This window comes from Streptomyces sp. NPDC013157, from assembly GCF_042899865.1.
In the GTDB taxonomy this organism is placed as follows: domain Bacteria; phylum Actinomycetota; class Actinomycetes; order Streptomycetales; family Streptomycetaceae; genus Streptomyces.
Window position 1 is genome coordinate 250,153 of the sequence record NZ_JBIBAK010000016.1, and the last position, 25,430, is coordinate 275,582.

A 25,430-nucleotide genomic window follows, 5' to 3' on the forward strand; every position below is an offset into this window, starting at 1 on the left:
GCAGAAACCATGACCGAACAACCCACCTCCCCTCAGCCCGGATCGGGCCGCAGGCCGCTGGTGGTGCTCCTCTTCGGTGGCCGGAGCTCGGAGCACGGCATTTCCGTCGTGACCGCGGGGGCCGTGCTGCGAGCCATCGACCGGGCGAAGTACGACGTCCTGCCGGTCGGCATCACCCAGGACGGGCGCTGGGTCCTGACGGCGGACGATCCCGAGCGCATGGCGATGGTCGACCGGCGGCAGCCCACGGTCGAGCAGCTCACGGATTCGGACCGGGGCCACCTCATCGTCTCCGTCGACCCGACCGACCGGACTGTCGTCCGCAGCGAACGCGGCACGGAGCCCAAGGTCCTCGGCGAAGTGGACGTGGTCTTTCCCGTACTGCACGGACCGTACGGCGAGGACGGCACTGTGCAAGGTCTGCTGGAGCTGTCGGGAATCCCCTACGTCGGAGCGGGCGTTCTCGCCTCGGCGGTCGGCCAGGACAAGGAGTACATGAAGAGGGTGTTCAGCTCGTTCGGCCTGTCGGTCGGGCCGTACCTGGTGATCAGGCCCCGGGAGTGGCAGTCCGACGCGGCGGGTGCCCGCGCGAGAATCGGCCGCTTCGCCGACGTGTACGGCTGGCCGCTGTTCGTGAAACCGGCGCGCGCCGGCTCCTCGATCGGTATCACCAGGGTGGAAGGGCCGCCCGGCCTTGAGGATGCGATCGCGGAGGCGCACCGGCATGACGCGAAGATCGTCGTGGAGGCCCTGGTGCAGGGCCGCGAGATCGAGTGCGGCGTGCTCGAGTTCCCCGAGGGACCGCGGGCCAGCGTGCCGGCCGAGATCCCCGCGCCCGATGCACGCACCTACTACGACTTCGAGGCGAAGTACCTCGAATCCACCCCCGGAGTGGTCCCCGCGGCGCTGACCGACAGCCAGACCAGTGAGGTGCGCCGACTGGCCCTCAAGGCGTTCGAGGCGGCTTCTTGCGAGGGGCTGGTCCGTGCGGACTTCTTCCTCACCGAGGAGGGACGATTCGTGATCAACGAGATCAACACCATGCCCGGCTTCACCCCCGTCTCGATGTACCCGCAGATGTGGCAGGCCAGTGGCATCGGGTACGGGGACCTGGTGGACCGCCTGCTTCAGTCGGCGCTGCGACGGACCACCGGGCTCAGGTGATCCGAGCCGGACCGCTCCGTCCCGGGAACACCTCGGCTCTGCACCGCGTCCCCACGAACCCCGCCCGGCCGTGGAATGAGGCCGCGTCCTGTGCTCCCGGCGCGAGTGCCGGACCGGGGAATCGAGGGTCTGCCGATGGTCGCGCCGAGACGGAGTGGAATTATTCCACGCCGGAATATCGCCGGAGCAGGCCGTGTCCCATCCTCGAAAATGGAACGCCGATGGTCGGCCTCTTGTCGCGGTTCAACGCCGTCGGAAGCCGGAGGGGAAACTGCTGGCCCGCAGGTCGGCACCGTCGGCGCGCGTCCAGTCAATCATGGCCATGGATGCCCGGTGGCGCCAATGCCGATTCGCGCAGAAGTCATGCCGGTTGGGCATCGTCAAAGCCCAAGGTGCTATTTCGTATCGCGGTTCGACAGGAAAATCGGCGTGACTAACATGGCGTCATGGATATCGACCTCCGGCGTCTCCGCTATTTCGTGACGGTTGCCGAAGAGCTCAGTTTTGTGCGTGGTGCCGAACGGCTGAAGATGACGCAGCCCGCACTGAGCCGACAGATCCGCGCCCTTGAGGACGATCTCGGAGCGTCGCTGCTCCAGCGAGGCCCGCTGGGCACGGCGCTCACTCGGGCCGGCGGTCAGCTGCTGGAGGACGCCCGGCCGTTGCTCGCGGCATCGCTGGCCCTGCAGCGGCGAGTCCGGCTCGCCAGCCGCGAGGGGCACCACTTCACCATCGGCTTCATGCCAGGTGTCATAGTCACGCCGATCGTCAGGCAGTTCCGGGCGCTGGCGCCGGAGGTGAATGTGCAGGTGCTGCACACGACGCCCACCGACCAGGTCGACTACCTGCTCGACGGTCGTGTCGACGTCTGCTTCGTCCGGCTGCCGCTGCCGGTCGATACCTTCGAGATCGTCCCGCTGTTCCCCGAGCCGCGGGTTGCCGCTCTCTCCGACGAACATCCGCTGGCACAGGCGCGGACCGTCCACATCACGGAGCTGACGCCGTACCCCTTGCTGCAGGACTCCGCTGACGTACCGGAGTGGCGCGGCAGCGAATTCGATACGGCAGCGGCGCGTAACCGGCCGGAGGCCGAACGGCCCACCTCGATCGAGGAGAGCCTGGAAGCCGTCGCCTCCGGCACCGGGTTCATCGTCGTCCCGGCCGGCCTCGCCGATTTCTACCGTCGCCCCGACATTCGTTACGTCCAGCTCACAGGGGTTGCCCCGCGCATGGTGGCGCTGGCGTACGCCAAGAACCGGAAGATGCCGTCCATCGATCAGTTCGCCAAGATCGTGATCGCGGCGCTCGGTTCGGCATAGAGGCGCGCGCATAGGCGAGCAGAACCGCGCTGTCCTGTCGCCATGTCCGAACGGCATGACGGTTCGGGTAATCGGCATTGGCGTGACGAGCCGTGGCCCGCAAAGCTCAGTGGCAGAAGGAACTTGAGCTGACAGAAAAGGTTTTGATGATGCGGCATCGCGGCTTACTCGTGCCGGGGACGAGCACCCACTCGGGGCCCACGCTGCCGGGTCGCGCTTCCAGGCACCTGTAGGCGGGACGGAAATGACTGCCTATGACTATGTGGTCGTCGGTGGCGGAACGGCCGGCTGTGTTCTCGCGGCGCGTCTGTCCGAAGACGCGGCGGCGGAGGTGCTTCTCGTGGAGACCGGCTCGGCGCTCGGGCCGCCGGCCATGCACCTTCCGGTCGGGTTCCCGCTCATCCCGGCCAAGGAGATCCTCTGGTCGCGCTGGACGACACCGCAACCCGGGACGCTGTCGCGCAGTCACCACTGGCCCAGCGGGCGGGTCCTCGGAGGGTCGAGTTCGATCAACGCGATGATGCACGTCCGCGGGCACCGCGCCGTGTACGACGGCTGGGCGGACAACGGTGCGAAGGGCTGGAGCTACACCGAGCTGCTGCCGTACTTCCGCCGGACGGAGACGGCGATAGGCCGCAATCCCGCCCTGCGCGGCGTCATCGGGCCGGTGTGGGCGGCGCCGACGACCCAGCTCGACGACGGGTCGTTGACCTTCCTCGGCGCACTCACCGAGGCCGGTCACGATCTCACCGACGACATCAACGGTGAACGGCAGCACGGCGCCTTCTGGTGTGATCTGGCCGGGGCGGGTGGCCGTAGACAGAGCGCCGCGGACGCGTACTTGGTCCCGGTGCTCGACCGGCCCAATCTGCACCTGGCCACGGAGGCGGACGTCAGCCGCCTGGTGATCGAGCGCGGACGTTGCACCGGGGTGGAATACACGTCCTTCGGCACGGTGGAACGTGCCCAGGCGCGCAGCGAGGTGATCGTGGCGGCCGGGGCAGTGGGCTCCGCCCACCTGCTGCTGCTCTCCGGTATCGGTCCCGCGGCACATCTGCGTGATGTCGGGATTCCGGTGCTGGCCGATCTCCCCGGAGTCGGCGCCAACCTGCACGATCACCTGCAGTGCCCCGTGGTCTTCGAGACGGCGCGGCAACTGACCACCAGCCATGGTTTCAGTACGGTCGGTGCCCTGGTGCACAGCAGCGCGACAGCCGTTCCGGACGTCCAGCTGATGCTGCTCGACGCTCCGGCGGACATCGCGGACGTCGGGACGCCCGAGTGCGGACACACGGTCGCCTTCGCTCACACGGCGCCCGCGAGCCGGGGAACGGTTCGGCTCAGGAGCTCGAACCCGGGCCGGCTGCCGTTGATCGACCCGAACTACCTCGCCGACGGCGCCGACGCGTCCGCCATGCTCGCGGCCCTCGGGATCGCGCGAGAGATCGGCCGCATGCCCGCCTGGGGTCAGTGGGGTGCTCGGGAGACCGCTCCGGGAAAGGGAGACGACCTCGTCACCTACATCCGCGGGAATGCGGCGACCTTCCACAACCCCGTCGGCACGTGCCGGATCGGGATGGACGACCTCGCTGTCGTCGACCCGGACCTGAGAGTGCACGGCGTCGACGGCCTGCGTGTCGCCGACGCCTCGGTGATGCCGTCCATTCCCAACACCGGAGTCAACGCGACTGTCCTGGCCGTCGCCGAACGGGCTGCCGACACCATCCGACGCGATGCGAAACGGCCCTGAGAACACCCGCTGGATGTCCGGAGAAGGGTCGCGCGGCGGCCCCTGAACACGAAGGAACGGTAACCGTGAAGTTCTTGTGGCGCATGGTGGACGAGACGCTCGTCGGTGCGGTGATCTACGCACTCACGTGCAGGCTGCCCCGCACCCTGCCTCGTACGGACGTCACGCGTGCGAACACACAACAACCCCGGACGTCCGCACGGCGGGGCTGAAAGACCAGCGGCACGGTCCCGTGTGATCCATCCCGAATTCGCGAACCCGTCAGCCGCATCACATGCACGTACGAGGACTGATGCCGAACCGGCATACAGAACCAGCGGATAGGCATTGGCGACGAATGACCGGCCCGGGTCAGGATGTTCGACGTGACCCACTTCGACCTCGGGGTGCCCGGCGCAGCGGCAGCAACACTCTGCTTGGCGACGGCCTTGAGCGCCTGAGCGCGGCGATCGTCAGGCAACCGGATCGGCGCAGGCCCTGAACCGCAGCAGCTTCCTCGGGTTCACAGAACCAAACCTCTCGATTGCTGTGCACACAACAACTGCCGAGTCGGCAAGGCATCGCCGTGCCCTGTCCCGCTCTGCCCTCACGGAAGGCCGATCAATGTCCCACCACCAGGATTCAGCTGCCGCGAAACAGGACCCACGCCTGGACATCAGCGATGTCTACCTGTTCAAGGGACGGACCGGAACGGTCTTCGTCATGAACACCAACCCGGTGTCGGCCGACAAGGGCTTCCACCCCGAGGCGCTGTACGAGTTCCACATCGACACCGACGACGACGCGGTGCAGGATCTGACGTTCCGGTTCAGATTCCTCGCCACCGAACCGGACGGCCGGCAGGCTTGGGTGCTCGACCGGCTCACCGGTTACGAGGCCACCGACCGCAACGCCTCGGGAGCCCTCGTGGCAACCGGCAGGACGCAGGAGATCGTCACCACGGCGGACGGCGTCAACGTCTTCGTCGGCCGGGCCGGGGACCCGTTCTACCTCGACGGCACCGTCATCACGTCGGTCGTGACCGCGCTCCGCAACGGCGCGGCGGTGGACCTCTCCGCGTTCGACCCGCAGCGGGCCTCGAACCTGTTCGCGGGCACCAACGTCACCGCCATCGTCCTCGAAGTACCGGACGAGCTCATCGGATCGGGGACGATCGGCCTCTGGGCCACCACCGCGCTGGACGACCACCACGGCGGCTGGCTGCAGATCAACCGGTGCGCGAATCCGCTCGTCAGCACGCTGTTCGACGTCACCGAGGCCGGCTTCGACGACTACAACGCCACTGATCCACATGCCGACCTCGACAACTACGGCGACCTCGTACGCCGGAAGGTCGCGGGTCTCGTGGCCGCGAACGACACGCACTCCGACCCGCAGGGCTACGGCGCCGCGATACGGGACGTCATCTTCCCGGACGTCCTGCGCTACCAGGTGGGCACCGAAGCCGACTTCGGCGCGAAGGCGCGCAACGGCAGAGGGCTCGCCGAGTCCGCTCCCGAGGCGATGTTCGAGATCGTGCTGAACGCTCCCGTCCCCATGGGCCTGGACGCCGGCCACGCCACCGGGACGCTGCGCGCCGTGTTCCCGTATCTGAGCGCACCGGCCTGACGCCGCCAGGGGATCGGCCAGACGCCGAAGCCGAACCTCGCAACACCCGGCCCGGCGGGCTTCTCCAGGTCGATCGCCGGGCCGGCAGTCCCACCCGCACGTCCTCAGGTCCGAGCAGCGAAGCCCGCTCCGTACCCGCCCCTTCCGGAACCAGGAGATTCCCTCATGTCCCGCCGAATCCTGACCGTCTGCGCGAGCTTCGGTTACCTGTTCATCGCACTGTTCTTCGCCGCTCTGCTGATCGCCCACTGGATACCCCCGATGGCGCCGAGCTGGTCGGCGGAGCGGGTGGCGGCCTTCTATACGGACCACGCCAACTCGATCCGTGCCGGCCTCGTGGTCATGCTCGTCGGCGCAGTGACGACCGCACCTTTCGTCGCGGCGCTGTCGAGCCTGATCCGGCGTATCGACTCGCGGCTGGCGCCGCTGGCCGCCACCCAACTCGTCTGCGGTGCCGCCAACGTGGCCGCGATCTTCGTACCGGTCCTGATCTTCACCGCGACGGCCTACCGGCCGGACCGGTCGCCCGACATCACGATGGCGCTCAACGACACGGCCTGGATCACCCTGGTCATGAACGCGTTTCCGGCCGTCGGGCAGGCCATCGCGGTCGGAGTGGCGATCCTGGCCGACAAGCGCCCCACGCCGCTTCTGCCCCGCTGGGCCGCGTACCTGAACTTCTGGATGGCCTTCCTCTTCCTGCCGAGCATCCTGCTGACCTTCTTCAAGACCGGCCCCTTCGCCTGGAACGGCATCCTCTCGTTCTGGGTCGCGGCCGGTGCCTTCGGCGCCTGGTTCCTCGTCATGACACCGCTGATGGTGCGGGCCGCTCGCCGGGTGGACGACGACCGGGCCCCGGCCGACCTGGAACCCGCGGTATGACCGCCACGGCGGCCCGGACCGAACACTCGGCGTCCCGGCGCCACCGCCACATCCCCGGCGAGGCCGGACTGTGGGTCTTCCTCCTCGGCGACATGATCATGTTCTCGGTGTTCTTCGGCTTCGTCGCGGTACTGCACGGCCGGTACCCGAGGATGTTCCGGGCCTCTCAGCAGGCCCTCCATCCAGACCTGGGACTCCTGAACACGCTGCTCCTGCTGATCGCGTCAGCGCTGGTGGCCCGCGGGCTACGGCAGCTGCGGTCCGGCAGACCCGCACGGACACTGCCATGGGCGCTTTTGTGCGCGCTCGGGTTCGCCGCCATCAAGGGCTCCGAATACGCGCTCGTGATCCACGACGGACATACCCCGAGCAGCAACGACTTCTTCATGTACTACTTCGTGTTCACCGGCATCCACCTGGCCCACCTGGCGATCGGGATAGGCGCGCTGACGGTCCTCATCGTCCTGTCCCGGCGGCCGGCCCTGAGCCGGGGCCACCTGCTGGCCGCCGAGGGAGCGGCCGCGTACTGGCACATGGTGGACCTGCTCTGGCTCGTCCTCTTCCCGCTCTTCTACCTGGTGGCGTGACACATGTGGGTCTTTCCGGTACTCGTCCTGGCCACGTTGTCGAGCTGGCTGCTGGGCATCGAAGGCAGCACGTCGACCCCGATCGGCTGCGCGGTCGTCGCGATCGCGCTGATCAAGGTACGCCTGGTCGGCCTGCACTTCATGGAGCTGCGCAACGCCCCGGCGGCCCTGCGCGGCGCCTTCGAGGTCTACGTCGTGGCCACGGGCGCCACTCTGCTCACTCTCTACCTGGTCCTCTGAATTCGCCGAGATCTCGGCTGCTGCCGAGATTCTTCCCGACGCCGGTAGATGAATGCCGATTCGGCATGGCGGGCTACGGTATCGGCATTAGCGATATGCGTCGACTTCCTCAATAATTTTCCCAGCGACTCCCTTGTGGAGGGGAGTTCACGAGCAGTGGAGGTGAAAAAATGAAGAAGCAGCACTCCTGGTAAATTCATCGGCCGCTCCGGTTACTTGTTCGGGTCCGGAGCGGCCGCACAATCCGCGCAATATCCGTCATCGCGAGAAACAGGATTCATCACCTTGCGGGCCCCTCGACCTTCGGTGCCGGCGCCGCTGCGCCATTCCGCGTTCAGAAAGCTCTGGTCCGCCACCACCCTGGCCGCCCTGGGTGATGCCATCTCCTCGGTGGCCCTGCCGCTGGCCGCGATCGAGGTCCTGGGCGCCGACGCCGTCCAAAGTGCCGTCCTGTCGGCCGTGATCTGGCTCCCGAGCCTGTTCCTGGCCATACCGGCCGGCTCCTTCGCCGACCGTACGGGATACCACCGCAGGCTCCTGGCGAGCGCCAACCTCCTGCGGGTCGCCGCCCTGAGCACCGTGCCGATCGCAACAGCAGTCGGCCTGCTCTCGCTCATCCAGCTGGCCGTCATCCTGGCCGTCATCGGCCTGTGCTCGGTGCTGTCGAATGTCAGCGAGAGCGGTCTGTTCGCCACCACCCTGCCGTCCGAGCTCTACGTGGCCGGGCAGGCGGCCTCCTACACGGGCCAGACCGCCGCGATCCTGGCCGGACCTTCCGTCGGTGGACTCCTGGTCCAACTCGCGGGTGTCCCGGCAGCGGTCGGTGTGGACGCCGCCACTGCCGTCACGGCCGCCCTGTTCCTCCTCCGACTGCGCCCGGTGGAGCGCCGCCACGAACCCGGCACCCCGGAGAGCCGCGACCGGCGCACAGGCTTGGCCTTCATCCGGCGAAATCCGCTGATCAGGACGGCACTCGCGGTCACCGCCACCGGCAACTTCTTCAACATGCTCTTCTTGTCGGTACTCGTCTGGTACTACGTCCACAAGCTGTCCCTGACCAGCGCCCAGATCGGGTTCGTGTTCAGCGTGCAGGCCATCGGCGGACTCGCCGGCGCGGCCCTGGCTTCCCGGCTCGCCCGCCGCATCGGCCTGGGCCGGATGCTCCTGGTCGGTTGCGTGCTGTCACACGCTCCGCTCCTCGTGATCCCCGCCGTCGGCGCCACCGGCAGCCTCGTCTTCGCCCTGGTCCTGGCCTCGACACTGCTGGGCGGCGTCGGCGAGTCCGTTCAGGACATCTCGGTCGGCTCGGTGTTCGCGCTGGTGGTGCCACCTCACCTCCGGTCACAGACCCGGGGTGCGTACCAGACCGTGAGCTTCGGCCTCCGGCCGCTGGGCTCGGTCGTCGGCGCCCTCATCGCCGCGACCGCAGGGATCCCCGTGGCGCTGTGGGTCGGCGCGATCGGCGGAACCCTTGCCTGCCTCTGGCTTCTTCCCTCACGCCTGCTGTCGTTCCGCGGTCAGGACGACCACTCGTCCGAGCAGCCGGAAAGTGCCACCACTCTCTCGCAATGAGGCAGGTGACCCGGCCTACTGGCCCCTCGCGCTGCGCTTGGACCGCGCGCTGACGAAGAGCCCTCGAAAGGGGACTCTCCTCAGGTGGTCTGCTCAGCTACCCCGGACCCCGGCTGAGATCGTTGACGACACCCCACACCAACCTCGGGCCTTCGCCGCGCCGAACGGATCACCTGCGGCGGAGGCTCACTGCCGTCGGCGCCGCGACCAGCACGGAGACTGGCACGCGGTCGCCCTGCGGAACCCGCTCGGCACGTTGGCGACCCGAGATGGCGCGCGCTCGACGAGCCTCACGCTCATCAGACCCGCGACCCGCACATTCACGATGCGCGCGGCCCACGGGACCGGCTCATATGAGTTTGTTGCGGATGGCGTAGGAGACGGCGTGGACGCGGTTGCGCAGTCCGAGGCGGTTGATGACTCCGTAGAGGATCTTTTTGATGTTGCGTTCGGAGTAGCACATCGTGTCGGCTATCTCGGCGAGGTCCAGGCCCTGCGCGACCAGCCGGAGCACGTCGATCTCCCGTGTGTTCAGGCCGGACGGCGTCAGGCCCTTGGGTGCCAACACGTTGCGCTGGAGGCGGTCTGCCTGGTCGAGCAGTTCGCCCTGTACCGCGGACGGCAGCAGCGCTTCGCCGACGGCCACCGCCAGCACGGCGCGGATCAGGGACTGCGGCTGTGCCTCGGCCCGCCAGAGCACGGCCCGTATTCCGCTGTGGGCGGCCACCGTCAGGTCGGCGTACCAGCCGTCGCTGACGACGAGCACGATCCGGGCCTGAGGCGGCATGGGCAGACTACGCAGCGCTTCCAAAGTGGAGTTGTCGGCAGTCTGGATCGCGGCCACCACGACGTCCGCCTCCCGCACCGCGGTGAGCTCCACTTTCGGTCCGTGGCTCAGCCCGGCCGCCAGCCCGGCGTGTGTCACTGGGTCCGCGGCGTCCACGGCCACCGACACCGAAGCCGTGGGGAGCCGTCTTATGACGTCGGCGTGCGGCCGCAGGCCCGGTCTGGCCGCACTGTGCGGACGCCTGCTACGCGGAGAGTCGGTGGCTGCCGGACTGCTGATGGGAAAACGCCGGTCCGATCCGACCTGGCGCTGCATCGGCACCAGCCCTGCCGGAGCTTCCGACGGATGGCTTCTCATCGCTCCTCGCTTTCTGAATTGAACGTGCCTGTTGCGTCGGCGCCGTTGGACGCAGCCGACAACCAGTGGTTCCGCGCGGATCGCGATCCGACCGGTCGGGACGAGACCTGCGCCCAGATGACCGCGAGCCACACCAGCGTGCGGTCGCTGTGACTCTGCAGGTCGAGGCCGGTGAGCTTCTCGATCTGCTTGATCCGGTACAGCAGGGTGTTGCGGTGCATGTGAAGGGCGGCCGTGGTGGAGGCGCTGTCGAACTGGTTCTCGGCCAGGCAGGCGAGGGTCGCCGTCAGTTCGCCGTAGTCCCCGCCTGCCAGTGGGCCGAAGACACGACGAGTCACCGCGTCGGAGAGGTGGGGAGAGCGCGCCAAGAGCAGCTCAGGCAGGAAATCCTCGGCCCGGACATGCCCACGCCGATGGGATCGCGATGCGACAGCGACCAGCAGACGCAGGTTGTCGAGGGCGGTCTGGAGACCGGTTCGCCCGGTCGGCGGGTCCTGTGCCAGGAGCAGGCGTCGGTCGGCCATGAACGCGGACCAGGCGAACTCGGGCCCGGTGATTCCGGTGACGCGGGCGTCCTCAACGAAGGCCAGGGCTCCGGCGGTCCGCAGGCGGGCCGCCAGATCGGCGCGCTCGGCGGGGGCGGACTTGTCGAGCAGCACGACAAAGGGCACGTACGGGGGTGTCAGGTCGAAGCCGAGCCGAGCGGCACGCTCTTGGTCCTCCACTGTGATGGGCAGGTGGGCGCAGAGGCGGTCGACGAGGGTGCGCGCCCGGCGGTCGCCCTGTGCGGACGGCAGGTCGGACTGGTCCGTGTATGCCTGCGTGAACATCCGGGTGACCAGGTCGAAGTAGCTGTCGAGATGACGCCGCCCCTGGTCGGTCCAGTCCGCCAGGAGTCCGCATTCCTCCTCGGTGACCAGGCCGAGCACGGCGTCCCAGAAGGCGGTCGCAGCCCGGTGATGGAGGAGCAGGCCGCCGTCCAACGGCTGTCCGGCGGCGGCGCACTCCCGCGCCTGCTCGTACATCTCGGACAGGACGTACGAGTCCGGAGGTGCGCCCCTCACCATCCAGTGCAGAAGCAGGCCGGCGTGCCGGCGCAGCGAGGCGCGAAGAGCGGGAGCCCCGCAGGCGCGTGCCGAGCGCACGTATTCGGGCGTATGGCGAAGTTCGGTTTCCATACGCTGGACCACAGCATCGGCGTCGATGTGTTCCAGGACGTCGCGCAGAGCCGCTGTCGCAGAGGCGGCGCGCTCGGGTCTGCCGGTCATGACGGACGGGCACGAACCAGGGAGAGAACCGACCGCCGTGCCGTGCCGTCGTATGCCGGGGCGCTCGGGGTGTGTTCGGTGGACGGCATGGTCCAGCCCCGGTGTCGGCGTGATCCCATGGTGATTCCTTTCGTGGGGCGCATCCGCCCCGCAGGCCGGATGTGGGGCCGATGCCCGAAGGCGCGGGCGGGCTCCCGCGAGGGGACGGTCGTGTGACCGCGTCCACGCTGGACGGGCGAAGGGCCCATCGCCTCGCGACTGCTCCCGATCGGCGGTGTGTGTCCCCCGGCCCACGACGGTGGCCGGCTGTCCTCGTAAGCCCGGCGTCCTGCACAACTGCTGTGCCAGCGAAGGACGTTGCGGCTTTCCCCTCGGTCTGACCATGGTGGACCGGTCGAGGGGGACCGCGCCAATGCCTATCTGTTCGATTCTGAAGCCGTTTCGGCATATGCCGTGATGGGCGTGGCTAGCATGAGCCTCATGGATCTCGACATACGCCGGGTGCGCTACTTCGTGGCCGTGGCCGAGGAGTGCAGCTTCGTGCGGGCGGCGAGCCGTCTCTACATGACGCAGCCGGCGCTCAGCCGGCAGATCCGGGCGCTGGAGGAGGATCTGGGTGTGGTCCTCTTCCTACGTGACCGGCAGGGCACCGTACTGACGCGCGCGGGGCGCCAGTTGCTGGAGGACGCCCGGCCGATGCTGGCGATGGCACAGGCGGTGCAGCAGCGGGTGCGGACCGCGAACCGGGAGGTGAACCAGTTCACCATCGGCTTCATGCCGGGTGTCATCGTCACCCCCATCGTGCGGGAGTTCGCCCGGATGGCGCCGCAACTGGACATCGATGTCGTGCACACCTCGATCACGGACCAGGTCGACTTCCTGCTCGACGGACGGGTCGACGTCTGCTACGTCCGGCTGCCCCTGCCCGAGGGCATGTTCGAGGTGGTCCCGCTCTTCCCGGAGCCCCGTGTGGTGGCGCTGTCCAGTGAGCATCCGCTCGCGGAACTCAAGGCGGTGCACGTCGAGGACCTGCGCGACATGACCCTGCTGCAGGATCCACGGGACGTACCGGAATGGCGCGGACGTGTCCCGCTCGATCCGGTCGCGCCGCCGGGGGACACCGGACGGTTCCCGGCGACGATCGAGGAATGCCTGCAGACCGTCGCCTTCGGGTCCGGGTGTTATGTCATGCCGGCCGGCATGGCCGGCTTCTACCGTCGTGACGACGTCGTCTACCTGACGCTCGAAGGCGTCGCACCGCGCATGGTCGCCCTGGCCTACTCCAAGCACCGGACCATGCCAGAACTGCTCCAGTTCGCCGAGCTCTCGCGCCGTATGCTCGGCCCGGGCCCGGACTGACGCCTGGCAGCAGCGACTGGAGGACGAGTTCACCGAGTGGCCCGCCGACCGCGCCGACCTCACACCGCTCGGCCTGGCCGACATCCGTACGGGCAGCCGGTTGTGGAGCGCGGCGACCCCTGTACTCAAGGTCGGTGATCTGTGATCGCGCTACCGTCAGGGCCGTTGTGCCGGTGCCCAAAAGATGTAGATCATGTTGGTCCTGTGCACGTTGTGCGCGGCCGGGTCACGCGTCGACACTGACACGCAGGCATCTGCGGTCGCAGGACCGGCATGCCGGAAGGGCGCCCGGCAAGGTGCCCTCACCGTCTCCGCGGTGCGAGGAGGTGACCGGCACCGGACGTCGCTCAAGGGCGGCGCGGCGGCCAGGCGCCGAGTCCGCCACCTCTTGGTCCGGTCGAATGTCGAACGGCAACTGCGCTGGAGTTCCGCCCTCATGTCAACACTCGTCACTGTCGGACGTCACCGCCTGCAGCGCCTTTTGGGCTGCGGAGGCTTCGGCATGGTCTGGCTCGCCTATGACGACATACTCGAAGCCCCGATCGCGGTGAAGGTCATGGCGGAGAAGTGGGTTCACCGGCCGGACCTCCGGGAGCGTTTCCTGGACGAGGCCCGGCTGCTGCGCCAGGCCGCGTCGGACCGCGTGGTGCAGGTGTACGACATCGGTGAACTGCCGGACGGGCGACCGTACTTCGTCATGACCTACGCCGACGGCGGAACGTTGGCCGACCGGGTGGCCCAGGGGCCCCTGGCCGTCGACCAGGCGCTGCGGTTCGCGGTGCAGGCCGCACGGGGCGTGGCCGACCTGCACGCGGTCGGCATCGTGCACCGTGACATCAAGCCGTCCAACATTCTGCTCCAGACGGTGTCGGGCGGCCGTGAGCGGCTGCTGGTGGCCGATCTCGGCCTGGCCAAGAGCCTGGCGCACGCCTCGGGACTGACGCAGGGCGTGGGATCACCCGGCTACATGGCTCCGGAGCAGGTCCCGGAGGACCGCCTGGTCGATGTCGACGAGCGGGCCGACGTCTACGGCCTGGGCGTACTCACCTACGAGCTGCTGACCGGGAGCCTGCCGGGCTCGACGGAACAACTCGACTGGCCCGGGCCGCCGCGCCCCCAGGTGCCGGCGGCAGTCCGGCGCGTGACGCGACGCGCCCTCGAACCGGAGCGGGAGGGACGCTGGGCCGACGCCGCCGAGTTCGCGGACGCACTCGAAGCCGCCGGTGCCACGACCGTCCGCAGCCGCCTGTTCCGAACCGTCGCAACCGGCAAGGGCACCCGCGCACGGAGAGCGGGGGCCATACTCGCCGGGACCGCCGTCCTCGTGACCGCGGGGTTGGCCACCCACGCGGCCTTCGAAGCGGACTCCGCCGCACACACGAAGCTCCGCGTCGGGGCGGGCAACACAGCGATCAGCGAGCCGTACGCGTCCGCCGCTGCCCCGACATCACCGCCCCCGCACCGCGCACCTACCGCGGCAGCCTCTTCGTCTGCACCCACGCGGTCCGCCGCGCCGCCGTCACCGAGTCCCTCCGCCGGACTCGGCACTGAGACGAGGACGACGGCCCCTACGGGGAGGGCAGCCGCCGCGGACCCGATCAAGACGGCCTCGGCCTCGCCCCAATGGACGACGTTGACCGTGCGACACGACCAGCAGCTGATGCCGGGCGAGTCCTGGCAGACCAACCGGACCACCATGACGATGCAGACCGACGGCAACCTCGTCATCTACGACGAGGACCACCACAGGCGCTGGTCCTCGGGCACCTCGGGCACCGGATACCGCGCCATCATGCAGGCCGACGGCAACCTCGTCGTCTACGACAAGGACACCTGGGGTGTCTGGAGCTCCGTGACTTCCGGGCACGACGGCGCCTACCTCTACTTCGGTACCGACGGCGACGTCAGCGTGGTCTACCAAGGCGCCACCCTCTGGTCCGCCGGCACCCAGCACTGAACCGTCGCCGGTCGTCATGCCCTGGCGTCCGGCCCCGTCTGTCCCCTCGTCCTCTATGTGCTCCTGCAACGCCGGCCTTCCAGTCAACCTTCGCTTCCACGGCTCGGCCGCTCGTCGGCCACCCGGAGGCGCCCGTCACGTCCACAAGCCGACGGCGTGCCCATAGCGTGCCCATAAGACCGGTAAACCACGGTCAACAGCGGTGCGACTCCGCGCTTCCGGGCGCCGCACGAGGCTGCATACGCCCAGGTCAGAAGCCATCCGGCTCCCTAGCGCCGTCGCTTCCCAAGCTGAGAGCGCGAGCTCGATTCTCGTCACCCGCTTCATGGAGAAGGCCCAGGTCATCGACCCGGGCCTCTCTGCTGTGCGCGGTGGTCTATTGCCGCGTGCCAGATTCGTGCCAGAACGGTGATCGTCGGGGACGACCGTCTGCTGTTCTGGCACGGCCGCAGCATCCTGGCATGCCTTCCGTACTGTGGCGTCGAGGCCGGCTCGGAGGACTGGCCGGCGCGGGCCATCGTGCCTTGAGGGTGGCACCGGATCGGGTGGACAGGGTGTGTCCGGTGTGGCGGAGGTGGTCGTAGAACCGGAAGCCCTCAGGCATGCCGACGATCTCACGGGCCTTCCGCCACTTCCGGCCGAAGGTGCTGCGCCGGAAGGGCGCCCCCTTCTCCCCCACGAAGAGCAACCCGTCAAGGCCAGGCTCGGCGTACGACTCCAGGTGCCGGCGGAGCTCCCGGCGGAGGAACGCGGGAAGAACCACAGTCCGTGTTCCTGCCTCGCTCTCTTGTCGCCCTGGACGTGTCGCCCGTTCATCCGCTCCCATTCGGCGAGACGAACCCGGATCCTGAGGACGCCAAGCGGTCCGTGACGCTGGACCAGCCCGGGACGCCAGGCTCGGTGTCCTTCCGGGCCAAGGCCATCGACGCCAAGGGCACCAACGCCACCCTGGACGCTGATCAACGCCTACCGCACCACGAGGTGACCGGAAGAAGTTCCCGGCTCGCGGCAACCCTGTGCGGAGTCTGTGACCACTAGGCGTCGGATCCGGTCATCCCCCGTGCCTGGATTCACTCCTCTTCTGGTGAACGGCATGCAAGGAGAACACCTCCCCATGAACAACCCCACGACCGGCGGACGCCGCGGGCGGCACCGCCGTCGCTGGACCGCCACCGCTCTGCTGCTCGGCGTGCCCGCCATCGTCGTGCCGTATCTCCTGTTCGCGCAGGAGGACTCGCAGGCCGCGACGATCGACGGCAATGCCTACTACCGGCTGGTTTCCGTACGCAGTGGCAAGGTGATGGACGTCAACGCCTTCTCCACCGCCGACGGCACCCGCATCCAGCAGTGGACCGACCAGAACACCGCCAACCAGCAGTGGAAGCTGAGACCCACCGGGGACGGCTACTACGAGCTGGTGAACCGCAACAGCGGTAAGGTGCTGGGCATAGCGGGCGGTTCGACCGCCCAGGCGGCCGCCGCCGAGCAGCAGACCGACAGCTCCTCCACTTCCCAGGAGTGGCGGATCGACGACGTGAGCGGTTCCGACGCCGTCACTTTCACCTCCCGCAGGAGCGGCCAGGTCCTGGACGTCTCCGGAGGCTCCACGGCCGAGGGCGCGCCGATCATCCAGTATCCCGGCAGGGGCAGCACCAACCAGCAGTGGAAGCTGGTGCAAACGGCCGAGACCCAGGCGTCCGGGACCGGCAGCACTCAGACCACGGCCGCCGCGGCCGGACCGTATGTGTGGAAGAACGCCCAGGTGGTGGGCGGCGGTTACGTCACCGGGCTGGTGTTCAACCAGCGGGAGAAGGGTCTGCTGTACGCGCGCACCGACATGGGCGGCGCCTACCGCTGGGACACCGCGGCCGAGCAGTGGATCCCGCTGACCGACTGGCTCGGCGAGAAGGACTGGAACCTTCTGGGCATAGACGCGCTGGCCACCGACCCCGTCGACCCCAACCGGCTCTACCTCGCGACGGGCACCTACACCAACGAGTGGGCCGGCAACGGTGCGATCCTGCGCTCCACCGACCGGGGCCGCACCTTCCAGCGCACCGATCTGCCGTTCAAGCTGGGCGGCAACGAACCCGGCCGCGGAGCGGGCGAACGGCTCGTGATCGACCCCGCGGACCACGCCACCCTGCTGCTGGGCACCCGCAAGAACGGCCTGTGGCGCAGCACCGACTACGGCGCGACATGGAGTCAGGTCTCCTCGTTCCCCGTGAAGGACGGGGCGAGCAGCGGCGCGGGCATCTCCTTCGTGACGTACGGCCCGGCCGGCAGCAACACGGTCTACGTCGGCGTCAACGACAAGGACACCTCCCTGTACCGCTCCACCGACGGCGGCAACAGCTGGCAGGCCGTCTCCGGGCGGCCCAACGGCCAGATGCCGCAGCACGGTGTCGTCTCCGGTGACGGCTCGCTGTACCTGACGTACAGCAACGACATCGGCCCCAACGACGCGACGGCGGGCTCGGTGTGGAAGTACACGCCGTCCGGCGGCGCGTGGAAGAACATCTCCCCGTCCCAGGGCAGTTACGGGTTCTCCGGTCTGGCCGTCGACCCGCAGAAGCCGTCCACGGTGATGGTCACCACCCTCGACCGCTGGTGGCCCCAGGACGAGCTCTACCGGACCACCGACGGCGGTACGACCTGGAAGGCGCTGGCCGACAAGTCGGTGCGGGACGCCTCCGCCGCTCCTTACGTCGGTACCGGCATCGGACACTGGATGACCGCGCTGGCCATCGATCCCTTCGACTCCGGGCACGTGCTGTACGGCACCGGCAACGGCATCTGGCGCAGCAAGGACGCGAGCGCCTCCGACAGCGGCGGCACCAGCCACTGGACCTCCGGGGCCCGCGGGCTGGAGGAGACCTCGCTGGCGGACGCGATCGCCCCTCCCGGCGGCGCCACCGTCATCACCTCCATGGGCGACCAAGGCGGCTTCCGCCACGACTCCCTGACCGAGGTGCCCGCCGGACGGCTGAAGAACCCGCTGATGAGCAGCAGCACCGACATCGATTTCGCCCAGTCGGCCCCCGCGGTGATGGTCCGCGTCGGCACGGGCGGCGCGCAGGACGGCGCCTACTCCACCGACGGCGGCAGCAGCTGGAACGGCTTCACGGCAGAGCCGGTGGGCAGCGCGAACAGCGGCCATGTCGCGCTCGCGGCGGACGGCTCCACCATCGTGTGGACCGAGGCCGGCCAGGCCCCGTACCGCTCGACCGACAAGGGAGCGAGCTGGTCGAAGGTCAGCGGCCTGGGTACCGATGCCGTGGTCGTCGCCGACCGCTCCTCGGCCAGCACCTTCTACTCACTCACGGGCGGCACGCTCCACGCCAGCACCGACGGCGGCGCGACCTTCACCCCCCGCGCCACCAGCCTGCCCGGCGGCCGGCTCACCGCCGTCCCCGGCATTGACGGGGACCTGTGGATCGCCGGCGGTGACAAGGGGCTGCTGCACTCCACCGACGGCGGCCGCACCTTCACCACACTCAAGACGGTGCAGTCCGCCTCCGTCCTCGGCTTCGGCAAGGCCGCACCCGGCGCCAACTACCAGGCTCTGTACCTGATCGGCACCGTCAACGACGTCACCGGAGTCTTCCGCTCCACCGACAAGGGCGCCACCTGGCTCCGCGTCAACGACGACGCCCACCAGTGGGGCGCCATCGGCAGCCTCGGCATCATCACCGGCGACCCCGACACCTACGGCCGCGTCTACATCGGCACCAACGGACGCGGCCTCCAGTACGGCGACCCGTCCTGACCCCGACGCCCGAGCGGGGCCGCAGCCACAACGGCCTGCGGCCCCGCCGTGCGGCTGTGCACTCGCGACGGCGCCCTTCAGCCGTTGATCCGACCAAGCTGCCGACGTCAGCAGGATGCCGGATCTTCAATGGGTTGAGGTAGAGCCGTTGCCTCATGTCAACGGTGACCTCTTGCCCGTGCTGGAGTCGGTCGACTCCCTGCAAAAGGCGTGGCAGGAGGTCGTCAAGGCGAACGATCCGGCCTTCCAGGAAGCCCGCAGGCGCTCATTGCGGCGTGGGCCGCCGTTGCGACAGGACGGAAGCAGCCACCAGAAGCGGCGCGCGGCGGACGAGCCCGGGCTGCCTGCCCGCCGGTCCCGCCTCATCGCTCCGTGGACCTCGCCCCCGTGGCCCTGGCGACTGCCTCGTGCACGTGGGTATCGACAAGGCCGGGGCTCCCGGAGACCATGACGACCTCCGTCCCGGTGCGGCCGGCCGTCTGCTTGACGATGCTGCTGCGCCCGCCGGCGGAGCAGGTCAGCAGCTGGCTCCACTGCTCGTCGCCCAGCCGGGCGACGAGCACCTTCTGAGTCGTGACCATGACGGGTGTACTGCCGGCGAGGACCTGCTAGACGGGGCGGGGCCCGCGCTGTCGCTCACGCACGCTGACTGGCACGCACTTGTCGCAGCCCACGGTGATGGCATCCGCCTCGGCGGCGAGATCGGTCAGGACCGCGACGTCAGCCTGCGGCGGGGACGGGGGCGTGGGTTGGTACTGGTGTCTCCGCCCGATCGGGCTCGGCTGTCACCGCGGAGGGAGCGGGGGCGGGGGCGTAGGGGATCTCTCCGCGCAGGACGGCCTTGGCGCGGTCCTCGTCCAGCTCGCCCTCCCAGCGGGCGACGGCCAGGGTGGCGACGCCGTTGCCGACCAGGCTGGTCAGGGCGCGGGCTTCGGACATGAACCGGTCGACGCCGAAGATCAGTGCCAGGGCGGCGGGCGGGACGTGCGGGACGGCGCTGAGGGTGGCGGCCAGGGCGATGAAGCCGGAGCCGGTGACGCCTGCGGCGCCCTTGGAGGTGAGCAGCATGACGGCGAGCATGGCCAGCTGCTGGGTGAGGCTGAGGTGGATGCCGAGGGCCTGGGCGAGGAAGACCGAGCCCATGGTCAGGTAGATGGCGGTGCCGTCGAGGTTGAAGGAGTACCCGGCGGGCAGCGTGATGCCGACGACGGGTTTCGAGGCGCCGGCGTGCTGGAGCTTGGCCATCATGCGCGGCAGGACGGGCTCGGTGGAGGAGGTGCCCAGGACGATCAGCAGTTCTTCCTTGATGTAGCGCAGGAAGGGCAGCAGCCGCAGTCCGTTCAGGCGCATCACGGTCCCGAGGACGACCAGGACGAAGAAGAGCGCGGTCAGCCAGAACGAGCCGACGAGCAGCGCCAGGTGGCGCAGGGTGCCCAGGCCGTAGTGGCCGATGGTGAAGGCCATTGAGCCGAACGCGCCGATGGGGGCCAGTCGCATGATCCAGCGGATGAGCGTGAACAGGACCGTGGAGAACTTCTCGACGCCCCGGGCTATGCCCAGGCCGGCCTCTCCGCTGGCGTGCAGGCCGAAGCCGAACAGCACCGACACCAGCAGCACGGGCAGGATCTCGTTGCCGGTCAGGGCACTGACCAGGGTGGCCGGGACGACGGCGAGAAGGAAGGCGGCGAAGCCCTCGTGGGCCGTGGTCGCCTCTGGCGGCAGGCCCTTGGCGGACAGGGTCGAGAGGTCGATGTGCAGACCGCTGCCCGGTTTGACGACGTTGACGACGACCAGGCCGATCACCATGGCCACGGTGGTCAGCACCTCGAAGTAGACCAGGGCCTTCAGGCTCACGCGGCCGACCGCGCGGGCGTTGCCCATGGAGGCGATGCCGTGGACGACCGTGCAGAAGATGATCGGTGCGATGAACATCTTCACCAGCGCGATGAAGCCGTCGCCGAGCGGTTTGAGGTCAGCACCGGCGGACGGCCACAACCCGCCCACGGCGGCGCCGAGGAGGACGGCGATCAGGCACTGGATGTAGAGGTGAGACAGCATCCGGCGGATGCGGCCCGGTGGTTGGGTGACGGTACCCGGGGCGGCGTCGTTGCGGCTCATGCGGGGCGTCCTTCCAGGACGGGAACGAGGAGTTCGGCTCGGGCGATGCGGCGGGCGGCGCGGTGCAGCAGCACCGTGGGGGACGCGCCGTCCGGTGCGGGGACGGCTTGGGTGGTGACCACGCCGGCGGGGGTGCCCAGGCGCAGCGTGCCGTCGGCGGTCTGCCGGGCTACGCGGTGGGCGAGGGTGCCAGGGGTGGTGGCGGCCGTGGCCAGGGCCACGGCGGAGGTCAGGCCGATCGCCGGGTGCGGGGCGTGCATGGAGACCATGCGCACGGCCAGGTCGTACTCGTCGTGGTTGACGAGGATGCCCTGCGTGGTGCGATAGAGCGCGGGTCGGGCGACGATGCCCGCTTTCGGTACCGCGTGGCTGACCGGATCGCCCTCGCGGGCCAGGCCCATGGCCAGCGCCGCCTGGCGGCGCAGCAGGGTCAGCGCGGGTACTGCGGTGGCGAACGCGGTGAGGGATTCCGTGCCGTCGAGGCCGAACGCCTTGGCCTCGAACAGCGCGGCCGGCGCGCCGGCGTCCACCAGTGATGCCTCGACAAGGCCGTCCGGGCCGGTCAGCTCGTCCAGTGCCCGGCCGGTCGGCAGTGCGCGGCCGGTCGTCGAGCCCGCCGGGTCCTGAAACCCGAGCAGGACCGGCACGCCCGGCGCCGAGGTACCCGGGACCACGGCCGTGCCCTCCTCCGGGGCCACCCCCGCGGGGGTGGGGATCGTGCCGGTGAGGCGGGCCCCGGTGTTGACGTTGAGCATGCGGACGGTGGTGGTGTCCGACGTGATCGGCACGAGATGGTGGTGGACGGCGTACAGGGCCACGGCGGTGGCGCAGTTGCCGCAGTTGCTGGCCCACTCCACGCGCTCGTCGCCGATCCCCACCTGCGCGAAGGCGTACTCGACATCCACGCCGGCCTGGGCCGACGCCTGTACCACGGCGGCCTTGGAGGTGGTGGAGGAGGCGCCGCCCACGCCGTCGATCTGACGGGGGTCGGCGGCGTTGAAGGCGGCGAGCAGGAGGGCATCGACGTCCACGCCCGTGGCGGCCACGTCGCGGTGGTCGAAGATCCAGCACTTGCTGGTTCCTCCGCGGATCATCTCGCCCTGCAGACGCAGCACAACCGACTCCTCACAGCCAGGGAAGGGGAAGCCCGCCGACGGTCTCGCCGTGCGTGATGTCCTCCACGGTGGGTTACGGCAGCGTGAAGTACAATCTCGGAAATCTGCATGGCTATTAAGGTGAAGTGAACGCTGGAGGTGGCGGCATGCTCGATGTCCGGCGCATCCTGCTGTTCACGGAGGTCGCCCGGCGCGGATCGGTGACCGCGACAGCCCGCGCCCTCAACTACACCCCGTCAGCGGTATCGCAGCAGATCAGCCGCCTGGAAACGGAGGCAGGCCAGCCTTTGCTGGAACGCCACGCCCGGGGCGTCACCCTCACCGATGCCGGACGGGCGCTGGCCGAACGAGGGCAACGGATCGAACGCGAACTGCAGGCCGCGGAAAACGAACTCGCCGACTACGCCGGCCTGCGCGCGGGCACCCTGCGCATCGGCACCTTCCCCACCGTCGGCGCCTCGCTCCTCCCGCAGGCCGTGATCGCCTTCCGGGACGCCCACCCCGACGTACGGCTGACCGTCCGCAGCGCCCGCATCGCCGGGCTCTGGACGATGCTGGAGAACCGGGAGATCGAGATGTCCCTCATGTGGGACTACGACTGGAGCCGAATCGACCGGGAGGACATTGTCATCACCCCACTCCTCGATGACCCGCCGGCCCTTCTCGTCAGCGACCACCATCCACTCGCCGGCCGCGACGCCGCCTCACTCGCCGACTTCGCACACGACCCCTGGATCACCCGCGCCGACCATCACCCGGTGGCCGAAGCCCTCGTCCGCGGCTGTCGCGCCGTCGGCTTCGAGCCCCACATCGCCTACGAGGCCCACGACTACCAGGAAGCCCAGGCCATGGTCGCCGCCGGCATCGGCGTCGCCCTTGCTCCCACCCTGGCCCTGGAGGGCATCCGACCCGGCGTGAACGTCCTGCCCCTCCAACCGCCGGCACCCGTCCGCCGCATCCTCCTGGTTCGCATGACCGACCACTCGCTCACCCCCGCCGCCCTTACCTTCGCCGGGCTCCTCCGCGACGCCGCCGCAGCCCGAACGCTGACATTGACACCGAACCACGCCCACCGGCCATGACACCGTCGCACTCACCGCTGAGAATCCAGGCCCCCGCACTTCGGTGTTGGACGTGGGCCACCGTCGGCGGCAAGCAACCTGGCCATACGTTGGGGCTCTCGGCCTGTATCTGACGCACCGCGTCGGAATCCACTCCGTCATGGCAGTGCCGCTGCGGGCACGCGGGGTGACCCTGGGATCGGCCCTGTTCTTCCGCCACCGCACCCCGGACCCCTTGGGCGAGGCGTGAAAAATTCTGTGGCTCTTCGCGGCAACCTTTTCGGCCTCTGGGACCACTCGGTGTTGTCCGGCCAGGTGGTCGGTCAGATGCAGCGGCTGAAAGAGAGCACAGGCGTGTCCCTGGAACGAGAGCACAGACATGTCCCCGGCCCACCCACGTCATCGGTGGCGTCCCCCGTCGGCGGCCACCGTGCCGACGGGGGCGCGCGCGGTGGCCGCCCGAAGCATCGTGGCCGTCGGTTGCTCGCGCGTCGGGGTCTCTGGGCGGGTCTCACCATGGTGGTCGTGGCCGGCTCGGCTGTCGTGGTCAGCCAGGCTTCGGCGCAGCCGAAGACCCTGGATCCGAAGAAGTGGTACGTGCTGGTCAACCGCAACAGCGGCAAGGTGCTGGACGACCGCGCCTCCGCCAAGAACGACGGCGCGGCGGTGGTGCAGTGGAGCCGTCATGGCGGGGCCAACCAGCAGTGGCGGTTCATCGACGCGGGTGACGGGTACTACCGGCTGCAGAACCGGAACTCCGGCAAGGTGCTGGACGACCTCGGCTGGTCGAAGACCGCCGGCTCCGCCATCGTGCAGTGGAAAGACCTGAACGGCACCAACCAGCAGTTCAAACTGGCGAAGTCGTCGGACGGCTACGTGCGTCTGGTCAATCGCTTCAGTGGCATGGCCGTCGATGTCCACAACGCCGCCAAGGCCGACGGGAGCCACGTCGTCCAGAACCGCGACCGGGGCGGCGCCGATCAGCAGTGGCAACTCGTCCCGGCCGGGAGTGTCGGCAGCGCCGGTACGCCCTCCGCGCCGAGCAGCAGCGTTCCCGCCAGCCCGGCTCCGGGCAGCTCGCACCCGTCGTCGACGCCGTCTCCCGTGGCCGGTGGCGGCAGCTCGACGACACGCTTCATGGGCAGCAGCACGGTGCTCATCGGCGGCTCGATGTCCGACGCCTCGGCGGCCGCCGCGCCGTTCGACGTGCGGTACGCCTATGTGCACAGCCAGCCCGCGCCCTCGTCGGACTACTACTCGGCGGCGCGCTGCCACGACGACTGGTCGGGTTGGTGGGGCTGCTGGAACGGCAGCACCACGGCGCCCGGCACTTACGTGACCTGGCGGGACTCCGTGGCGGCCCAGGCGACGTACAAGGGCAGCGCGCGTCCGCAGAAGATGCTCTGGACCTGGTACTCGTTGCGCGACCTCGGGGATGCGGCAGGCGAGGGCGACGGTCCGGGCGAGGTCAAGGCCATCAACCGGCTCGACCTGCTCACCCGGTACCTCAACGACTACCGGTTCTTCCTCCAGAAGATCGGCACGTCGCACGAAGCGATCGACCTTGAGCCCGACTTCTGGGGCTACGTCCGGTCGCTCGGCAATCCGCACCAGGTTCCCGCACAGGTCGCGGGCGCGAATCCGACGGATTGCGGATCGCAGGAGAACAGCGCCGCCGGACTCTCCCGCTGCCTGATCTCGATGGCGCACAAGTACGCGCCGAACACCGCCGTGGGGCTCCACCTTTCCTGCTTCGACTGGCAGACCGACACACAGGCGTGCGTCAAGGACTACGCGAACCTCGGGGCGCAGAACGCCGACTTCCTGGCCACCGATGTGTCGGACCGCGACGCGGGCTGGTACGCACAGCCGGCCCACGGCGGCAGTGACCACTTCTGGACCGACCAGAAGGCCGACGCCGCACTGCAGTTCTACAAGACGATGGCCGAGTCCGTGGGCAAGCCGGTGGTTCTGTGGCAGATCCCCGTGGGCAACTTGGCGCAGAACAACACCCTCAACCATTACAAGGACGACAAGGTGGACTGGCTCTTCGGGCACCTGGACCAGGTCGCGAAAGCCCATGTCGCCGGCCTGCTCTTCGGCCCAGGACAGCAGGAACAGACCTCGGTCGAAACCGACGGCGGAAACCTGATCAACAAGACGATCGCGTACCACAACTCGGGCGGTACAGCACTCAAGTAGGCGAAGCTGACGAATGCGCCCCCATCGCTTCGACGGGGGCGCATTTCGCCGTCTTCGCCGGGCTGAGGACTTCTCCGGGCGGCGCCGGCCGTGCCGCCGTCGGTGCGGGCGCCGATCGAGGCGGCCTCGGCGAAGGGGATGACCGTGCTGACAGGTGACGGCGGGGAAGCCGAGTTCGACCGCGAGGCCGGGGGAGTGCGGGCCGTCCCGGTCGATCAATGCGTCGCTGCGGCGGAAGGTGAATGCGGCCCGGGACGCCGGCGCCCACGCCGCGCAGGACCAGGAGCACACCCATCAGCCCGACAAGCCTCGCCG

19 protein-coding genes are annotated in these 25,430 nt (G+C 69.1%); 14 read left to right on the forward strand and 5 right to left on the reverse strand.

Going from position 1 to position 25,430, the window contains the following annotated elements; all coding sequences use genetic code 11:
* The first annotated feature begins 9 nt into the window (after positions 1 to 9).
* The 8 genes from ACFY6U_RS38360 to ACFY6U_RS38395 all read left to right on the forward strand — a co-directional run bounded on the left by ACFY6U_RS38360 (position 10) and on the right by ACFY6U_RS38395 (position 9,122).
* On the forward strand, positions 10 to 1,164 hold the full coding sequence (locus ACFY6U_RS38360; protein ID WP_390045836.1) for a D-alanine--D-alanine ligase family protein: 1,155 nt from the start codon (positions 10 to 12) through the stop codon (positions 1,162 to 1,164).
* 446 nt (positions 1,165 to 1,610) lie between these two features.
* On the forward strand, positions 1,611 to 2,483 hold the full coding sequence (locus tag ACFY6U_RS38365) for a LysR family transcriptional regulator (protein WP_390045838.1): 873 nt from the start codon (positions 1,611 to 1,613) through the stop codon (positions 2,481 to 2,483).
* 244 nt (positions 2,484 to 2,727) lie between these two features.
* The gene (locus ACFY6U_RS38370) at positions 2,728 to 4,233 is read left to right on the forward strand and encodes a GMC family oxidoreductase (protein ID WP_390045840.1); all 1,506 of its coding nucleotides are present in this window, start codon (positions 2,728 to 2,730) and stop codon (positions 4,231 to 4,233) included.
* Positions 4,234 to 4,836: 603 nt separating this feature from the next.
* Positions 4,837 to 5,841, forward strand: a complete 1,005-nt coding sequence (locus tag ACFY6U_RS38375) for a DUF4331 family protein (protein ID WP_390045842.1) — start codon at positions 4,837 to 4,839, stop codon at positions 5,839 to 5,841.
* A gap of 165 nt (positions 5,842 to 6,006) precedes the next feature.
* The gene (locus ACFY6U_RS38380) at positions 6,007 to 6,723 is read left to right on the forward strand and encodes a hypothetical protein (protein WP_390045844.1); all 717 of its coding nucleotides are present in this window, start codon (positions 6,007 to 6,009) and stop codon (positions 6,721 to 6,723) included.
* Complete coding sequence (locus ACFY6U_RS38385; protein WP_390045846.1) at positions 6,720 to 7,310, forward strand: cytochrome c oxidase subunit 3; 591 nt, start codon at positions 6,720 to 6,722, stop codon at positions 7,308 to 7,310. The genes ACFY6U_RS38380 and ACFY6U_RS38385 overlap by 4 nt, the downstream gene beginning before the upstream one ends.
* A 3-nt stretch (positions 7,311 to 7,313) precedes the next feature.
* Positions 7,314 to 7,550, forward strand: coding sequence for a cytochrome C oxidase subunit IV family protein (locus ACFY6U_RS38390; protein ID WP_390045848.1), 237 nt, complete (start codon positions 7,314 to 7,316; stop codon positions 7,548 to 7,550).
* Positions 7,551 to 7,835: 285 nt separating this feature from the next.
* On the forward strand, positions 7,836 to 9,122 hold the full coding sequence (locus tag ACFY6U_RS38395) for an MFS transporter (protein WP_390045850.1): 1,287 nt from the start codon (positions 7,836 to 7,838) through the stop codon (positions 9,120 to 9,122).
* 349 nt (positions 9,123 to 9,471) lie between these two features.
* Here ACFY6U_RS38395 and ACFY6U_RS38400 read toward each other — a convergent pair whose 3' ends face one another.
* Both ACFY6U_RS38400 and ACFY6U_RS38405 read right to left on the reverse strand, forming a co-directional pair.
* Positions 9,472 to 10,002, reverse strand: a complete 531-nt coding sequence (locus ACFY6U_RS38400) for a LuxR C-terminal-related transcriptional regulator (protein WP_390045851.1) — start codon at positions 10,000 to 10,002, stop codon at positions 9,472 to 9,474.
* Positions 10,003 to 10,262: 260 nt separating this feature from the next.
* Positions 10,263 to 11,444 (reverse strand): PucR family transcriptional regulator, encoded by a 1,182-nt coding sequence (locus tag ACFY6U_RS38405; RefSeq protein ID WP_390045853.1) that lies wholly within the window; start codon positions 11,442 to 11,444, stop codon positions 10,263 to 10,265.
* Positions 11,445 to 12,014: 570 nt separating this feature from the next.
* On the opposite strand from ACFY6U_RS38405, the gene ACFY6U_RS38410 reads away from it, so the two are divergent.
* The 4 genes from ACFY6U_RS38410 to ACFY6U_RS38425 all read left to right on the forward strand — a co-directional run bounded on the left by ACFY6U_RS38410 (position 12,015) and on the right by ACFY6U_RS38425 (position 18,619).
* Positions 12,015 to 12,893 carry a LysR family transcriptional regulator gene (locus ACFY6U_RS38410; protein ID WP_390045855.1) on the forward strand — a complete coding sequence of 293 codons (879 nt, stop codon included), beginning with the start codon at positions 12,015 to 12,017 and terminating at the stop codon, positions 12,891 to 12,893.
* Between the two features lie 436 nt (positions 12,894 to 13,329).
* On the forward strand, positions 13,330 to 14,850 hold the full coding sequence (locus ACFY6U_RS38415; protein ID WP_390045857.1) for a protein kinase: 1,521 nt from the start codon (positions 13,330 to 13,332) through the stop codon (positions 14,848 to 14,850).
* 867 nt (positions 14,851 to 15,717) lie between these two features.
* Positions 15,718 to 15,888, forward strand: coding sequence for a hypothetical protein (locus tag ACFY6U_RS38420; RefSeq protein ID WP_388541669.1), 171 nt, complete (start codon positions 15,718 to 15,720; stop codon positions 15,886 to 15,888).
* A gap of 76 nt (positions 15,889 to 15,964) precedes the next feature.
* Positions 15,965 to 18,619, forward strand: a complete 2,655-nt coding sequence (locus ACFY6U_RS38425; protein WP_390045859.1) for an RICIN domain-containing protein — start codon at positions 15,965 to 15,967, stop codon at positions 18,617 to 18,619.
* 362 nt (positions 18,620 to 18,981) lie between these two features.
* On the opposite strand, the gene ACFY6U_RS38430 is transcribed toward ACFY6U_RS38425, so the two are convergent.
* The 3 genes from ACFY6U_RS38430 to ACFY6U_RS38440 all read right to left on the reverse strand — a co-directional run bounded on the left by ACFY6U_RS38430 (position 18,982) and on the right by ACFY6U_RS38440 (position 21,852).
* Positions 18,982 to 19,200, reverse strand: coding sequence for a hypothetical protein (locus ACFY6U_RS38430; RefSeq protein WP_390045861.1), 219 nt, complete (start codon positions 19,198 to 19,200; stop codon positions 18,982 to 18,984).
* A 139-nt stretch (positions 19,201 to 19,339) separates the two neighbouring features.
* The gene (gene dctA, locus ACFY6U_RS38435) at positions 19,340 to 20,737 is read right to left on the reverse strand and encodes a C4-dicarboxylate transporter DctA (RefSeq protein WP_390045862.1); all 1,398 of its coding nucleotides are present in this window, start codon (positions 20,735 to 20,737) and stop codon (positions 19,340 to 19,342) included.
* Complete coding sequence (locus tag ACFY6U_RS38440) at positions 20,734 to 21,852, reverse strand: PrpF domain-containing protein (protein WP_390045864.1); 1,119 nt, start codon at positions 21,850 to 21,852, stop codon at positions 20,734 to 20,736. Before ACFY6U_RS38440 ends, dctA begins: the two co-directional genes overlap by 4 nt.
* Before the next feature lie 146 nt (positions 21,853 to 21,998).
* Here ACFY6U_RS38440 and ACFY6U_RS38445 point away from each other — a divergent pair, with 146 nt between their 5' ends.
* The gene (locus ACFY6U_RS38445) at positions 21,999 to 22,934 is read left to right on the forward strand and encodes a LysR family transcriptional regulator (protein WP_390045866.1); all 936 of its coding nucleotides are present in this window, start codon (positions 21,999 to 22,001) and stop codon (positions 22,932 to 22,934) included.
* A gap of 495 nt (positions 22,935 to 23,429) precedes the next feature.
* Positions 23,430 to 25,115 (forward strand): RICIN domain-containing protein, encoded by a 1,686-nt coding sequence (locus ACFY6U_RS38450; RefSeq protein WP_390045868.1) that lies wholly within the window; start codon positions 23,430 to 23,432, stop codon positions 25,113 to 25,115.
* Positions 25,116 to 25,430 lie beyond the last annotated feature (315 nt).

Excerpts from the sequence above, each read along its gene's own strand:
- ACFY6U_RS38390 (WP_390045848.1), top strand. The coding sequence starts at position 7,314 with ATGTGGGTCTTTCCGGTACTCGTCCTGGCCACGTTGTCGAGCTGGCTG.
- ACFY6U_RS38385 (WP_390045846.1), top strand. The coding sequence starts at position 6,720 with ATGACCGCCACGGCGGCCCGGACCGAACACTCGGCGTCCCGGCGCCAC.
- ACFY6U_RS38430 (WP_390045861.1), bottom strand. The coding sequence starts at position 19,200 with ATGGTCACGACTCAGAAGGTGCTCGTCGCCCGGCTGGGCGACGAGCAG.
- ACFY6U_RS38405 (WP_390045853.1), bottom strand. The coding sequence starts at position 11,444 with ATGGAAACCGAACTTCGCCATACGCCCGAATACGTGCGCTCGGCACGC.
- dctA (WP_390045862.1), bottom strand. The coding sequence starts at position 20,737 with ATGAGCCGCAACGACGCCGCCCCGGGTACCGTCACCCAACCACCGGGC.
- ACFY6U_RS38375 (WP_390045842.1), top strand. The coding sequence starts at position 4,837 with ATGTCCCACCACCAGGATTCAGCTGCCGCGAAACAGGACCCACGCCTG.
- ACFY6U_RS38365 (WP_390045838.1), top strand. The coding sequence starts at position 1,611 with ATGGATATCGACCTCCGGCGTCTCCGCTATTTCGTGACGGTTGCCGAA.
- ACFY6U_RS38445 (WP_390045866.1), top strand. The coding sequence starts at position 21,999 with ATGCTCGATGTCCGGCGCATCCTGCTGTTCACGGAGGTCGCCCGGCGC.
- ACFY6U_RS38425 (WP_390045859.1), top strand. The coding sequence starts at position 15,965 with ATGAACAACCCCACGACCGGCGGACGCCGCGGGCGGCACCGCCGTCGC.
- ACFY6U_RS38410 (WP_390045855.1), top strand. The coding sequence starts at position 12,015 with ATGGATCTCGACATACGCCGGGTGCGCTACTTCGTGGCCGTGGCCGAG.
- ACFY6U_RS38450 (WP_390045868.1), top strand. The coding sequence starts at position 23,430 with ATGGTGGTCGTGGCCGGCTCGGCTGTCGTGGTCAGCCAGGCTTCGGCG.
- ACFY6U_RS38360 (WP_390045836.1), top strand. The coding sequence starts at position 10 with ATGACCGAACAACCCACCTCCCCTCAGCCCGGATCGGGCCGCAGGCCG.
- ACFY6U_RS38370 (WP_390045840.1), top strand. The coding sequence starts at position 2,728 with ATGACTGCCTATGACTATGTGGTCGTCGGTGGCGGAACGGCCGGCTGT.
- ACFY6U_RS38415 (WP_390045857.1), top strand. The coding sequence starts at position 13,330 with ATGTCAACACTCGTCACTGTCGGACGTCACCGCCTGCAGCGCCTTTTG.
- ACFY6U_RS38380 (WP_390045844.1), top strand. The coding sequence starts at position 6,007 with ATGTCCCGCCGAATCCTGACCGTCTGCGCGAGCTTCGGTTACCTGTTC.